The organism is Paenibacillus sp. BJ-4, assembly GCF_020404765.1.
Classification (GTDB): Bacteria; Bacillota; Bacilli; order Paenibacillales; family Paenibacillaceae; genus Paenibacillus.
In genome coordinates this window covers 40,193-54,401 of record NZ_JAIVEM010000027.1, presented here as the reverse complement: position 1 = coordinate 54,401, position 14,209 = coordinate 40,193, and the positions used below count along the sequence as shown (strand labels likewise).

General features: G+C 45.3%; 15 protein-coding genes. 11 read left to right on the top strand and 4 right to left on the bottom strand.

Features of this window, described 5'->3' with window-relative positions:
- Nucleotides 1–45: 45 nt before the first annotated feature.
- Complete coding sequence (locus LCF57_RS05270) at nt 46–387, bottom strand: phage tail protein (protein ID WP_225999761.1); 342 nt, start codon at nt 385–387, stop codon at nt 46–48.
- Nucleotides 388–699: 312 nt separating this feature from the next.
- Here LCF57_RS05270 and LCF57_RS05265 point away from each other — a divergent pair, with 312 nt between their 5' ends.
- The 3 genes from LCF57_RS05265 to LCF57_RS05255 are packed head-to-tail and all read left to right on the top strand — an operon-like array spanning nt 700 to nt 4,716.
- Entirely contained in the window at nt 700–2,400 is a 1,701-nt protein-coding gene (locus LCF57_RS05265) for a spore germination protein (protein WP_225999760.1), read from the top strand.
- 22 nt (nt 2,401–2,422) lie between these two features.
- Nucleotides 2,423–3,520 carry a GerAB/ArcD/ProY family transporter gene (locus LCF57_RS05260; protein WP_225999759.1) on the top strand — a complete coding sequence of 366 codons (1,098 nt, stop codon included), beginning with the start codon at nt 2,423–2,425 and terminating at the stop codon, nt 3,518–3,520.
- Nucleotides 3,517–4,716 (top strand): Ger(x)C family spore germination protein, encoded by a 1,200-nt coding sequence (locus LCF57_RS05255; RefSeq protein WP_225999758.1) that lies wholly within the window; start codon nt 3,517–3,519, stop codon nt 4,714–4,716. The genes LCF57_RS05260 and LCF57_RS05255 overlap by 4 nt, the downstream gene beginning before the upstream one ends.
- Nucleotides 4,717–4,820: 104 nt before the next feature.
- Here LCF57_RS05255 and LCF57_RS05250 read toward each other — a convergent pair whose 3' ends face one another.
- Nucleotides 4,821–5,369 (bottom strand): PadR family transcriptional regulator, encoded by a 549-nt coding sequence (locus tag LCF57_RS05250; RefSeq protein ID WP_225999757.1) that lies wholly within the window; start codon nt 5,367–5,369, stop codon nt 4,821–4,823.
- A 162-nt stretch (nt 5,370–5,531) separates the two neighbouring features.
- Between LCF57_RS05250 and LCF57_RS05245 the strand changes: the two genes are divergently transcribed.
- Complete coding sequence (locus tag LCF57_RS05245) at nt 5,532–6,023, top strand: phenolic acid decarboxylase (RefSeq protein ID WP_014279672.1); 492 nt, start codon at nt 5,532–5,534, stop codon at nt 6,021–6,023.
- A 180-nt stretch (nt 6,024–6,203) separates the two neighbouring features.
- Here LCF57_RS05245 and LCF57_RS05240 read toward each other — a convergent pair whose 3' ends face one another.
- Nucleotides 6,204–6,593 carry a winged helix-turn-helix transcriptional regulator gene (locus LCF57_RS05240; RefSeq protein WP_025716379.1) on the bottom strand — a complete coding sequence of 130 codons (390 nt, stop codon included), beginning with the start codon at nt 6,591–6,593 and terminating at the stop codon, nt 6,204–6,206.
- A 163-nt stretch (nt 6,594–6,756) separates the two neighbouring features.
- Nucleotides 6,757–8,100, bottom strand: a complete 1,344-nt coding sequence (locus tag LCF57_RS05235) for a glycoside hydrolase family 30 protein (protein ID WP_225999756.1) — start codon at nt 8,098–8,100, stop codon at nt 6,757–6,759.
- A gap of 200 nt (nt 8,101–8,300) precedes the next feature.
- Here LCF57_RS05235 and LCF57_RS05230 point away from each other — a divergent pair, with 200 nt between their 5' ends.
- The 7 genes from LCF57_RS05230 to LCF57_RS05200 all read left to right on the top strand — a co-directional run bounded on the left by LCF57_RS05230 (nt 8,301) and on the right by LCF57_RS05200 (nt 14,119).
- The gene (locus tag LCF57_RS05230; protein ID WP_225999755.1) at nt 8,301–8,981 is read left to right on the top strand and encodes a response regulator transcription factor; all 681 of its coding nucleotides are present in this window, start codon (nt 8,301–8,303) and stop codon (nt 8,979–8,981) included.
- A complete protein-coding gene (locus tag LCF57_RS05225; protein ID WP_225999754.1) occupies nt 8,978–10,747 on the top strand; it encodes a sensor histidine kinase in 1,770 nt (589 codons plus the stop codon). The genes LCF57_RS05230 and LCF57_RS05225 overlap by 4 nt, the downstream gene beginning before the upstream one ends.
- 24 nt (nt 10,748–10,771) lie before the next feature.
- Nucleotides 10,772–11,281, top strand: a complete 510-nt coding sequence (gene pssA, locus LCF57_RS05220; protein ID WP_225999753.1) for a CDP-diacylglycerol--serine O-phosphatidyltransferase — start codon at nt 10,772–10,774, stop codon at nt 11,279–11,281.
- A gap of 22 nt (nt 11,282–11,303) precedes the next feature.
- Nucleotides 11,304–11,798 carry a DedA family protein gene (locus LCF57_RS05215; RefSeq protein ID WP_225999752.1) on the top strand — a complete coding sequence of 165 codons (495 nt, stop codon included), beginning with the start codon at nt 11,304–11,306 and terminating at the stop codon, nt 11,796–11,798.
- An 87-nt stretch (nt 11,799–11,885) separates the two neighbouring features.
- Entirely contained in the window at nt 11,886–12,302 is a 417-nt protein-coding gene (psiE, locus tag LCF57_RS05210; RefSeq protein WP_225999751.1) for a phosphate-starvation-inducible protein PsiE, read from the top strand.
- 55 nt (nt 12,303–12,357) lie between these two features.
- Nucleotides 12,358–13,365: an AI-2E family transporter gene (locus tag LCF57_RS05205; RefSeq protein ID WP_025684352.1), complete on the top strand. Its 1,008-nt coding sequence runs from the start codon at nt 12,358–12,360 to the stop codon at nt 13,363–13,365.
- A gap of 193 nt (nt 13,366–13,558) precedes the next feature.
- The gene (locus LCF57_RS05200) at nt 13,559–14,119 is read left to right on the top strand and encodes an NADPH-dependent FMN reductase (RefSeq protein ID WP_225999750.1); all 561 of its coding nucleotides are present in this window, start codon (nt 13,559–13,561) and stop codon (nt 14,117–14,119) included.
- Nucleotides 14,120–14,209: the final 90 nt, after the last annotated feature.

Here is a 14,209-nt window from a genome sequence, read left to right as displayed (position 1 = left end):
CCATCACCTCTTCTTCATTAAATAGGACACTGATGAACATATTCATTATGGTCGAGGCGGGAACTGCCCTTGAATTGCAATATAGTAATCTACATTTGGTATCGGAGAGGCCCCGCGCAGATCAGGTAATGCAAATGTAGTTGTTCCATTCCCACCAAAATTAGCACCCAGCAGTGAAAATAACATCGTATTCGATTGAATAGACAAGACCTGGCCTTCACATTTTATCCATCCATTAGGTGCGTACGTGTAAGGATACAACGTAATTTCCCCAATAAAAGGGTCGGGTGATGCTTGTGCCTGTTTGGGGCTTATTGCAGTTCCCCCTACCAAAATGACCGCCAACAAGCTCAATACAGCGGTTTTTTTCCAAAAATGATTCTTCATACCTACAGCTCCTTTTAAATTCGAATAATAGACAATAAATTCAAGAAAATTGCGACATTAGTCATAGAATGAATAGATATTATCATGGAATTCCACTTTTTACACTACAAGTCCTCCATCAAATTCACCTTTTTATTCCTTTTATTCATCAATAAATTTATCCCATGAAATGCGCATATTGAGATGCGAGCATCACTTGTTACGTCCTTTATGTATACCTGAGGATGGTTAAGTCACCCATCATGGATGCATCTTTTTTCTAATCCAGGTAAATATATATACAAATCGGATGGAAATGAAGGAGGAATGAACATGTGGCAGGTAATCACAAAGCACATGCCCAATTGGACCGTGTGGGTGGAAGCCTTTTTTTTGTTCATTGTACCTTTGATGATTTATCTCACAGTACGACAAATTAGAGCGCTGGATGGCCGAGAAAGCAGACGTAGGGAGCGATTAAAGCTCATGGAAGAACAAGACCGTTCGGAGCAATCAGATCATAATTCATCTGTAAGTGAAGAAGAGAAGGAAAGGGAGACTTTTACCGAAGACTATGAGGCCAATTTAGATAAAATCAGACAAGCAGTCGCGGATATGGCAGACGTGAATGAACGCTCGATTTTTCTGGAAAACCTGAACGCTGCATGTACACTTTTTTTTGTGGATGGATTAACGGACAAGGTGGGCATGGACCAGAACATTTTAAAGCCGCTGATGGATTGGGGTAGCTCCGGGCAAGGAGGCAACGATCTTCCGAAAGGAGAATTGCTTCGGGATATGATTGTTCGCCAGGTCATGCTGGTATCAGAGACAGAATGTACGTTGGATGTGCAGTTTGCTTTACAAAAGGTGTTGTTCGGTTCAGTAATACTCATGATTCAGGGCATACCGGGCGCTTTTGTGCTGGGTACACCCAAGGGGAATACACGAGGGGTGGAAGATCCGATATCGGAGTCGGTACTGCGGGGACCGCGAATTGGTTTTACCGAGACACTCAGCGACAATACGGCCATGCTACGCAGACATGGAGAAAGTACAGAACTGGCTATGTCGTCCTTCAAAGTCGGCAAAAGAGTGGAGAAGCAACTGATGGTGGTGTATTTCAAAGACATTGCTGATCCTGAGCTTGTAGATGAGGTGAAGCGGCGGGTCAAAACCATTGATATGGATGAGGTGCTGGAGTCGGGCTATGTGGAGCAGCTTATAGAGGATAACTTTCTGAGTCCGGTTCTTCAGATTCAGAATACGGAGAGACCGGATCGGGTCATGGCTGCTTTGCTGGAGGGACGTGTAGCGATTCTGCTGGATGGCACACCTTTTGCGCTCCTTGTGCCTGTAACGTACGGGATGATGCTCCAGTCTCCCGAAGATTACTATGAACGATGGATACCAGGGTCGCTTATTCGATTTCTTCGTTTTATGGCAACTTCGATATCTTTGTTCGCCCCAGCGCTCTATATTTCCTTTATCTCATTTCATCCCGGGCTGATTCCGACCAAGCTGGTCATTTCCATTATCAGTGCGAGACAGGGCGTCCCCTTTTCCACGCTCATTGAAGTCCTGATTATGGAGACTTCCATTGAAATTTTGCGTGAAGCAGGGTTACGGCTACCTAAACCCATTGGTCCCGCCATGGGCATTGTCGGCGGTCTTATTATTGGACAGGCGGCTGTCAATGCCGGAATCGTGAGCCCGATTCTCGTCATTGTGGTGGCAATCACAGCCATTTCCTCTTTTTCCACACCTGTATACAGCGCTGGAATTTCCATGCGTGTTCTCCGTTTTGCGGTCATATTCGCGGCGGCTATCTTCGGTTTGTATGGGGTGATCATGTTTTTTCTAATGCTGAGTATTCATATGGCTAAATTACAAAGCTTCGGCGTGCCGTTCCTTAGTCTAACGGCCCCACGTTCGTTGAAGGACTGGAAGGATTACCTCTTACGGGCACCGCTACAGTTTATGAAAAACAGACCCATTCTATTGAAGCATAAAGACCCCAAGCGAAAAGAATGAGGTTGACAATGAAGGGAGCCGAATGGCCGTGGGAAAAGAAAAGGCAGATAAAATTACAACGTTACAGGCGACGGTAATTATTCTTAGCTTTATGCTGGCCGCTGGGTTGCTTACGCTTCCCCGGGTAACGGTGGAGGATTCAAAGACACCAGATGTGTGGATATCCACTATTTTGGCAGGAGGGATCATTTTCCTCTCCGGATGGATTATTGTAAAACTAAGTCAGCGATTTCCAGAATCGACCTTTTACCAGTATGTACAGAGGATTATAGGTAGAGCAGCTGGCAAAGTGATTGGCGTGCTGTTAGTCATCTATTTTGTTTGTATAGCTGGATTCGAAATTCGATCTGTGGAGGAAGTAACAGCATTCTTCCTGCTTGAAGGGACGCCGGCATGGGCTATTTCAGCACCTTTTATGTGGATCTCTCTGTACCTGTGCATGGGGGGCATCGGCACAATAGGTAGAATATGCCAAATCATTTTCCCGATTACGGCATCTATCTTTTTGTTGATATGCTTGCTGGGATTAAATGTTTTTGAATTGAATAATTTGCGTCCCGTCTTGTCGGAGGGTGTGATGCCAGTGTTTAAAGCCCTGAAAGTTACAACGCTTACTTTTACGGGGACTGAGTGCATGCTTATCATTCTTTGTCGCATGGAAAAACCTAAGAGAGCAACCAGGGTGATCGGTCTGGCGATTGGAATAGCGGTCGTTTTTTATATAACTGCGGTGATTCTGTGCATTGGCGCTTTTTCGGTGGAAGGGGTAATGACCAGAACCTGGCCTTTTTTGGATTTAGCTCGCAGCTTTGAAGTGGAGTATTTGGTATTTGAACGGTTCGAATCCCTATTGCTGTCGATCTGGATTATGCAAATTTTTTCCACATTCACTATTGCATTTTACTGCGCTTCACTTGGAATTTCCCAAATTTTGAATAGATCCTATTCCAAAACCCTGTTTATTCTGCTCCCGGTCATTTACATCCTATCTCAAATTCCCAAAAACCTTAACGAGTTGTTTTCATTCGGAACGGTCATCGGGAATATGGCTATCATTTTATACGCATTGCTTCCTCTGCCGCTGTTGCTCATTTCTCACTGGAGGGGGGTGCGGTCATGAAGAAAGTTCGGTTAGGATTACTCGGAATGGCGGCTCTCTTGATATGCAGTACACTTTCAGGTTGCTGGAGCAGCTCTCCGGTGGAAGATTTAAATTTGGAGACAGGCATTGCTATGGATGTAGCGGAACAATCTTCGCAGGAAGAGCAAATCAATCGGAAAGGAGGAGATTATCCGAAGAAAGAGTTAATTAAAGGAACATTTCAATTCGTAGTGCCAGAGGATAGCCACAGTTCCGGGAACTCTCCTTCGCAAACTAAAAAATTTTATAACATTACGGAAACTGGTGATTCCGTCTTTGAGATGCTAAGGGAAATTTCATTACGGACCAATCGTCCTCCTATCGGATTCCATTTGAAGACGGTCATTATCAGTTCCAGTCTACTTCGTAAGGTTCCGTTGTATGAGCTGCTGGACTTTTTTTTGGGGGATAATGACATCCGGCCCAGCGTCCAATTGCTGATCAGTACAGACAAGGCAGGTGATGCACTTCAGGAGATAATCCCTGGTCAGACCCCGGCCTTTATATTAAAGGATATTTTCGGAAACCGTAAACGGAATTCACGGATGTTAAAGCCCGTGTCATTGGCAAAAGTAATCGGACCCATGAAAGCGAAAAGCAGCTTTTTATTGCCTAATGTCATTACGGCGGAGAATGAAATTAAGCTCGCGGGTGCAGGAATCATCAAGGGAAAGACGCAAACATACGGTGGTTTTCTGAATGAGTCTGAGGTGGAAGGGCTCATGTGGATCAAAGGCGAACTGAAAGGAGGTCTTCTGAAAGATATCGATCCCAAAACTGGTAAAAACATGGCATATGAGATCAAATCGGCAAAAAGCAGCATCAAGGCCATCGTTCAGGGGGATGAGATATCTTTCCGTGTGAGAATGACTTCAGAGGGACGCATTTCGGAAAATTTTAATCCGAATGAGGATTTGAGCAGTAATCGACTGCTAGGCCGATTAGAGAGTGTTTTTCAGGAGAAGGTCAACTCATTAGCAGAACAAACCGTAGCCAAAATGCATAAGCTGCGGGCGGATGTTGGAGGCTTCGGAGAAGCCCTGCGGATTCAGCATCCTAAAGTATGGCGCAAGGTCAAAAAGGATTGGGATACGACCTTTAGCACGATTCCGGTACAATTCAGTACGGATATTCACATTGAGGATTACGGATCTTCCACTACGACGGCAGATTAAAATACAAAAAAGCCAGCTCAGGCGGATAGGATACAATTTTGTTTGCTGAGCTGGCTTTTTTGTATTGTAGGACGTTTACTTGCAATCATTTCTCATTCAAAAAGCTACTCAAACAGGGACAGCGTTTCTTCCAGCCATGTAATATAGCTTTCTTCCCGATTGATAGCACGACTCAGCACCAGATAATGTCCGAATTGATGAGAGCCGGGAACTTGGAGGTTCTCATCCAGCAGTTGGAGTGATTTTTTGCTTTCATACAAATACTCCAGCTTCTCTTTACGTTTGGCGATCTGATCCTCGAACAGCCGCTTGTTCTCTTCCTTGGGGATAGCGGCTGAAAAATACAGCATGAGCATAAACTCATCCTTTTCCGTTTCCGGCAGCTCTTTGGGGCTCAACAGCCATTCGGTCAGCTCTTGAGCTCCCTTGGGTGTGATGCAGTACAGCTTCTTTTCCAGCTTGGCTCCTGTAATGGAGGTGCGATATTCAATTAACTCTTCTTCGGTTAGCCTTTTGAGCTCGGGATAAATCTGACTGTGCTTCGCACTCCAAAATTGTCCGATTTCCTTCTTGAATTGGCTTGTAATATCGTAGCCGCTCATTTCCTGTTTGTGGACCAGGCCCAAAATGGCATATTTTAATATACGTTTCAACGTAGCTCTCCTTACAATGGGGTATTTGACACTAGTATATCACAGTGCTACAATTTAAATGTAATAAAAAACATGTTTATATTTACATGTTTAAAATTACTTTTATTCTCGATGTCCTATTTAATTCATGAAAACTCATTATAAAAGAAAGAAGGATGTACGATGGACAAGTTTATCGGTAGTCACATGATTTATACCTATGAGAACGGGTGGGAATACGAAATATACATTAAAAATGAAGATACGATTGATTACCGCATTCATAGTGGTATGGTAGGCGGGCGCTGGGTACGTGATCAGAAGGTGAATTTGGTGAAATTAGTGGAGAATGTGTACAAAGTGTCTTGGACTGAGCCGACAGGCACTGACGTTTCTCTAAACTTTATGCCTGAGGAGAAACGCATGCACGGTATTATTTTCTTCCCCAAATGGGTGCATGAGCATCCGGAGATCACTGTACGCTATCAAAACGATTTTATTCCGTTGATGGAAGAATCGCGTGAAAAGTACGAAACCTATCCGAAGTATGTAGTCCCTGAATTTGCAGACATTACATTCATTGAAAATGCGGGTGTGAACAACGAGAAATTGATTTCCCAAGCACCTTACGCGGGCATGACCGATGATATTCGTGCGGGTAAACTGCAAGCCTAATCAAGCTATGGAGTGATCGAAGCGTAAAGCCTGAGCCTGTGTGATGTACAGTCTCAGGCTTTTTACGTTAACTGGAGAGAGAAAAGGAGCCGATAAAAAAGACAACCCCGGGTATTCCCAGAGTCGCCTCCACTGGCTAAATATATATTTCAAGCGTGATGCATCATGCTATTGAGCTGATTACACGGGTGTAACGTCCTGAATAGCCCCTTCTTCTTTCCAAATCACGTTCTCGCGATAGTTTGATCCCCAGTCGTACATGGCTTTCAGTACCGGAATCAGGCTCTCGCCATGCTCGGTCAGTGAGTATTCCACATGCGGAGGGACAACAGGGTAAACTTTACGAAGGATAAGCTTGTCTTCCTCCAGCTCGCGCAGCTGATTGGTCAGCATTTTTTGCGTAATATGAGGGATCAGCTTCTTCAATTCACCGAACCGCTTGGTGCCTTCCATACCGAGATGCCACAAAATAATCAGCTTCCATTTTCCGCCGATGACCGCGAGGGTCAATTCCTTATCACAATTAATCAGCTTCAAATCAATTCTGTCTTTTACAGTAGTGATGTTCATCGCCCTCCCATCCGTAGTGACTCCAAGTATACTATTTATAACTACTCTACGCAAAAGGGGATACATCCATTTTGGAAACTAAGCATACGTTTGGATACGGATCAATCGGACAGTGACGCGTGATGATGTGTGCAAGATTGTAAAAGTCCAGAATCAGCGATTGCTAAGAAGGAATGACGATCGTGTTAAATGACTCCGGCTCCAGCTCCAAACGGTGCGTCGTTTGTCCCACGGATAGATTCAGCGTGCGCGATTCGTGGAACGGATTGGCGATGACCAGCACCCTTTGTCCGTCTGTATTTTGGAAGGCAACGGCATTTCCGGTCCATGATCCGCGAAGTCCAATGCGTCTGGCTCCCGGCAAAACAAAATGAGAAAAGTGCTTCATGACATAATATTCCGGGTTAAGGACAGGCTTTCGATCCGCTGGATCAACGGTGATCATCGAATTTTGTTCCCATCCCCATGTGCTCTTGCCTTTCGGCTCCAAAACCATATTCCAGTAAATATAAGCATTCACACCGTTAGTAAAGTAATGCTGGTACAAGTTGTACACATATTTAGCGTAGTCCCATGAGTTTTCCCCGTTCCCGCATTCATTTTCTGTCTGCATGTAACGAAGCTCGGGATAACTGGCAACGGTGCGTTGAATGGCATTTTTGCCTGCCCATTGATAGCCCACGCCTTTAATATATTTGTAGGCTTCCGGGTCGCTCAGCACGGTATGTGCATACTCGTCGAATCCGGTGGAAACCTTCTTCATTAATTCCTCCCACGGATCGGGAGCATTAATGGTACCGAGCCAAATTTCCGTATCCAGTCCGTGTTCCTCAAAAGCAGGGCCCAAATAGTCGCGAATAAATTCACGCAGCTGTTCTCCCGACCACACACAGGAAGGGAACTTTTGATCGGCAATGACTTCATTTTGAACATGAATCTGATGGATTGTAATTCCTTCTTCACGATATGCCTGAACAAATTTGACAAAATATAATGCATACGCTTTCAAAATATCCTTTTCCCAGCGCAGTGTGCCGTAATTGTAGGCCTTGGGCGATTTCATCCATGTCGGCGGGCTCCAGGGGGAAGCGAACAACTTCAAGTCCGGGTTGAGCTTCAGCGCTTCCCGAATGAAAGGAATAAGATATTGCTGATCGCGTCCAATGGAGAAGTGCTTCATTTCCACGTCGCCGTCCGTTTCATTGTGGCTATACCACTCCAGTGCGTAGTCACTGGCCCCAATGGGCAGCCTGCAAATCGTGAATTTGTGCTCGCCCTCCGGGTGAAAGAGGGAATGCAGCACCTGCTCACGTTCGGCGCTTTCCAAGTGGTTCAGAGCCACATACCCTAGTTCATTAAAACAGCCGCCAAATCCTTCGACAAGCTGATGGACTTCTTCCGTCATGGTCAGGTTTGCCTGCTCTTGCGTCTTGGTAAGGTTATGAGCTTGGGATTTCCAAGCTTGGGCCTTGGAAGTGGAAAACCACTGAATGGTTTGATTGCTCATGTATTACCCTCCTGTTCAAGCTTTTTGTATCTCTTTTTATTATAGGGTAGGATCAAGGGAGAAGAGATGGTCTGAGCCACGACAAATTTGCCCTAATCCAAGGTGGAATTTGCTGAGAAAATTTCTGCTGATAAGAACACATAAAGAACACAAGTCTTAGGTATGCTGTTGTCATAGAATGGCCGAAAGAGGGAAGTCGATTGAATAAAAGAGTTCTTCTCGTAGAGGATGAAATACGTATTCGTGAAGTGATTGCGGATTATTTTAAACAGAATAAATGGGAAGTCTATGAAGCAGGCAATGGAAAGGATGCGCTAATCTGGTTTGATTCGGTGCAGCCGGACCTGATTGTACTCGATATCATGATGCCGGAAATGGATGGTTGGGAGGTGTGCCGTCAGGTACGCAGTCGTTCAGGAGTGCCGATTATTTTGCTGACAGCCAAATCCGGTGATGATGATAAAATATTAGGCTTTGAGCTGGGGGCGGATGACTATGTTACCAAGCCCTTCAGCCCCAAGGTGCTAATCGCCCGCGCAAATGCACTGATGAAGCGGGTGAAGGGACATGTGCAGCCAGAGTCGCATATATTGCGATTCGGCAGTGCTATTCTCAACACGATGGCTCATCGGCTTGAGGTGGATCAGGCAGAAGTCGAGCTGACACCCAAGGAGTATGAGCTGCTGCGGCTGCTTATACATAATAAGGGCATGGTCATTTCACGGGATGTGATACTGAACCGGGTGTGGGGCATTGACTTTGAAGGAGACACACGGGTTGTCGATACGCATATCAAAAAGCTGAGAAGCAAGCTGGGCCGTGAATCAGGCCATATCCGCACGGTTTTTGGTACAGGCTACAGGTTTGAGGAGGAAGAATGAACAAGCGGGGAGTCACCTTTAAGTTGTTCATTATGACTGTTGCATTTTTCCTGTGCTTTTACGGGATGGTGATTTTGTGCCAATTGTTGTTCTTTGAAAATTTTTATCAGCAGCAGAAGATTAGTCGGGTGGAAAGCCGTTTACAAAGCTTCGGTCAGAGCTATGTCAAGGAGGCGTGGGGATCAGGCAGAGTTTCGCGCGAGGCGGCTCGCTTTATGCTTCAAAACAAGAACCAGCTGGCGATTGTAACACTGGACGGCAAAGTCAAGCTGGATGATCCGTTTCATATCAATCTCAGAAAAGCAGATGGTAAGATCGTTAAGATATCGCTGTCTCTGTTTATAAGCCAGTACGGAGATGAGCTGAGAGCTTCCCGGATTCAGCCAGGTGATACGATAACCGTTGAAGGTGAGATTCCGGAAAGTGATGGAATCTCTACTGCCAATGTGATCTATCCTATGGTCATTCAGAAGCCTGGCTTCAAAAATATAGGAGCTGCCTCGGACGAGACAAGCGCAGAAAGCAGCGTCAAATGGACCGGCACAGTGACGGAAATTGTAATGCCAGATCTGAAAACATTAAGCGGTCGACAAGGTTTACTGTTAAGTGCGTTGGAGGAATGGGTTCCTTTATCGCAGACGCATCTGGAGAAACTCAAGAATTTCGAAGTGCTGGAGGAAGAATGGACAGAGCCTTGGACGGGCGTACGTAATGCGGTCATCGTCTATCCTGTTCGTCAGAGTACGGGAGAAATCGATCTGCTGTTCACAGTGACTTCGTTACAGGAAATCAGTGAGACAAATGAAGCCCTGCGTTGGTTTTATTTATATCTGGGGATCGGGGGATTTGCGCTGATTTTGATTTTGTCCCTGTTCTATTCCCGGATGGTGACCCGTCCGCTTATTGCCTTGAACAATACCGCCAAGCGGATGGCTAAACTCGATTTTACAGCCCATATACCGATCCGGCAAAATGATGAGCTGGGCAGTCTTTCCTATAGCATGTATACCCTGTCCCAGAACCTGGATTCCGCTTTGCGCGAGCTTCAGGAGGCCAATCAGCAATTGGTCGAGGATATGGAGCAGAAGCAGAGGATGGAGGCCGTGCAGCAGGACTTTTTTGCCAACGCTTCTCATGAGCTGAAGACCCCGCTGAGTATTGTTAAAGGCTTTGCCGAGGGGCTACTGGATGGGGTTAGCGCTGGAAAGCAGGATCATTACATAAAGGTCATTGTAGAGGAAGCGGACAAAATGGAGCGGCTAGTCGAGGATATGCTGGACCTCGCCAAATTGGAATCCGGCACCCTCAAGCTTCGCAAGACGACCTTTATATTAAGTGAGCTGGTGGAGGAAGTCGTGGACAAGCTATTCCATCTATTGAAGGGAAAAAGACTGGAAGCGGTCATTATCCCTGCCAATGAGATGCCGATTCATGCCGATGCGGGCTGGCTGGAGCAGGTGATGATCAATTTCGTCGTCAATGCCATCCGGCATGCTGAGGAAGGAAGCTCAATCACGATCCGTATCGAAGGCTCTGGAGAAATCAGTACTTTTTCCATTGAAAATAAAGGGGAGACGATTCCTGAAGATCAACTGGATCAGATATGGGATCGGTTTTACCGGGCCGAGCTGTCACGCAGCCGCCAGACGGGTGGGACGGGACTCGGGCTGTCCATTGTCAAACGAATTCTGGATTTACACGAATTCCGCTATAAGGCGGAGAATACCAAGAATGGCGTCCGTTTTGTCGTCATATTCGGAGGCTAAGCTATAGCAGAGGAGTTAAGTAATATGAAATGGAATTGGTTGCCCTCACTTTGCACGCTTGCAAACCTGGGGGCGGGGGTCTTATCCCTGTACTTCACGATTCATGAGCAATATATGACTGCCTTTACCCTCGTGGTGGTGGCTGCTTTATGGGATGTACTAGACGGTTTGCTGGCTAGGCTGCTGCATTGCTCCAGTGATTTTGGCAAGCAGCTCGACTCGCTGGCGGATGTTGTCTCCTTTGGTGTTGCACCTGCCTTCTTGATCTTGCTGTACAAGCTGGGAGATACCCATTGGATAGGAATGGTGGTTGCTGTTTTGTTTGTGATCTGTGGTGCGGTAAGATTGGCAAGATTCAACCTGATGGCTTATAGCAAAGGCTTTGTAGGCATGCCGATTACGGCTGCGGGTGTGATTATATCCTTTTTGTTTTTATGGAGTGAGCATTTGAAGCCGGGGTTGCTGCTTACGGTAATGGTAGTGCTATCGTTTCTCATGGTCAGCCGTATTCCGTTCCCATCCTTCAAAAAATAACCGATCAGGAGGTGGCGTCTCTATGGAATGGGCCATCAGCATGATTACACAATACGGATATATCGCTATTTTTGCGCTGCTTGCTCTTGGGATTATCGGCCTGCCGGTTCCGGATGAAATTATTATGGTATTTGTCGGCTATTTATCCTCCATCATGGTACTGAATTATTCGATATCTATACTGGTTAGCTTTATCGGTGCCATGACGGGGATGATGTTCAGCTACACGCTTGGTAAAAAGCTGGGACAGCCGTTGGTCGATAAGCACGGCAAGTGGGTAGGGCTGACACCGAAGCGGTTTGCAAAGGTGAAGGGGTGGTTTGCACGCTTCGGGCTATGGACCATTCTGTTCGGTTATTTTATTCCGGGAATCAGACATGCGACAAGTTACTTGTCGGGGATTAGTGCGATGCCTGTTCGAAAATATGTGCTGGTGGCAAGCGCAGGTTCTCTGGTATGGACGCTTATCTTTATCTCGATTGGTTATATAGCCGGGGCGAATATAGACTTTTATTAAGGTTACATCAAAAGTAGTGTAGCATTTTTCGCGTATTCCACCGATAATATAAATAAAGAACCTGTACAATCAGTGAGGGGATATGTATTGAAGGCTTTTATGAAGTATATTGAAAAATTACCTGGTTTTCTGCAAATGATCTTGAATATCTCGTTGTTTCTGGTCGGACTGATTTTAAGCTTCTTGCTGCTGAAAGAAACATGGTCCATCTTTTCCTATGTTTTTTTGTATACAGAGGCCGACAAAAATTACTATGAATTCACGGAAGAGTTGCTTGTGTTCTTCTTGTATTTTGAATTCATTGCATTAATAGTTAAGTACTTTAAAACCAATTTTCATTTTCCATTACGTTATTTCATCTATATTGGGATCACGGCCGTCATCAGGCTCATTATTGTAGATCATGATGATGCTAAAAATACATTCTGGTGGTCTATTGCTATCCTAGTCATGGTAGGTTCTCTATTAATCGCTAACAGTAAATTGTTAAAAAGAGAAAGTTGATGCTGGGGAAGATTGCAAGGTTGACAGACAAGTGGGAGAGAGGGAATAAAGACGAATGGTAAGAAACTGGATGAATCATGCGGGCGTCAGGCGGATAGCCGTCCTTGCGATAATCGTTTTGCTGTTGTTTATGTTAAGAAGCATGATGAATATTATGTTGTTAACACTGCTGCTTACGATCCTGATTGGGAGTATATATAACGGAGTGAATAAGCTGGTCAAGCGGTTCGCCAATGTGCCGTCAATGATCGTGTTGCTTCTGGTGTATGGGCTGCTAATCCTGATTATGGTGTGGGGCGTTTACCGAATGGTGCCGCTAATCATTGTACAGGTCAAGCAGGTGTATCTCATGATTCAGCAAGCGTATATGTATCCTGATCGTAATCAATGGAACGAAACGATTATCGAATTTATGGACACGCTGAATGTTCAGCGGCTGTTTGAGCCGGGCTTGAATGCAGTGATGAAGGTTAGTCAATTGGGAACACAACTGCTGGTTTCGATTATTTTGAGCTTATTCTTCCTGATGGAAAAATCCTATATTACACGCTTTACAGCAACGTTTGTAGATAGCAAGCTGGGCTGGTTTTTCAAGGAAGTGGGCCATTTTGGTCGTATGTTCCTGGACACGTTCGGGAAGGTGCTGGAGGCTCAACTGCTGATTTCACTGATTAACTGTATATTGACTACGATTGCGCTCTGGATTATGGGCTTTCCTAATCTGCTGGGTCTTGCGCTCATCATATTCGTGCTGGGATTGGTCCCAGTGGCAGGTGTGTTTATCTCGCTGGCGCCGCTCGGTCTGATTGCTTTCAGTGTCGGCGGCATTCAATATGTCATTTACCTGGTTATTCTGATTGTAGTTATACATGCGATTGAAGCCTATTTCCTGAATCCGAAGCTGATGTCTTCCAAAACCAATTTACCGATATTCTTTACCTTTGTCGTATTGATTTTCTCTGAACATCTGATTGGAATTTGGGGCTTGATTGTAGGTATTCCGCTGTTTGTTTTCTTCCTCGATCTGATTGGGGTAAAACGCAAGGCAGAGAAGGATACCTAACTCAGCGCCACAGATTCTAACCTTGTATAGTTACGATCCATAAATAACGAATGCCTGCGAAGCCGCAGGCATTTTTTAATTGCCTTTTTAGTTGCAAGATGGGATCACTGACGCTCATCATCACAACTTTTTAATTCTCTTGTTAACTGTAGTACACTGAGTATCCAGATAAGATTAAGTTAAAAGAAACGGGATGATATGGATGGATCAAAAAATTAAGGTATTGGCTATATCGGGTAGCCTACGTCAGAAGTCTTCCAATACAGCACTTATGAAGGCTACGATTGGGCTAGCACCTGAACAGATGATATTCACCGTCTATGACGGGTTGGGGGATCTACCCCATTTTAATCCTGACTTGGATGTAGAGGAGGGGCCAGCTTCCGTAAGAGAGTTACGGGGGCAATTAAAACAAGCCGATGGAGTGCTGATCTGTACGCCGGAATATGGGAATGGTGTGCCGGGTGCTTTGAAAAATGCATTGGATTGGCTCGTATCTTCGGGCGAATTTGTAAATAAACCTACAGCAGTTATTAGTGCATCACCGTCTCCTATGGGCGGGAATCTGGCGCATGCCTCGCTGCTCCTTACACTGCAAATGATCAATGCAGAGATTGTGGAAAAAGGAAAGGTCATTATTCCGCATATCACATTGAAGCTAAATCAGGAAGGTGAAATTACAAACCTTGAAACGAGGCAGGAACTGTTAGCATCGCTTCAAGGGCTTGAGCAAGCCTGTTCGAGACAGGTGTAAAAGCTGTTAAAAGAAAAGCAGCGGCAGTCCGAGATTTTATTTCATCTCCGAAGCTGCTGCTGCCCTTTTAACTGACTTTAAAGTTTGAAT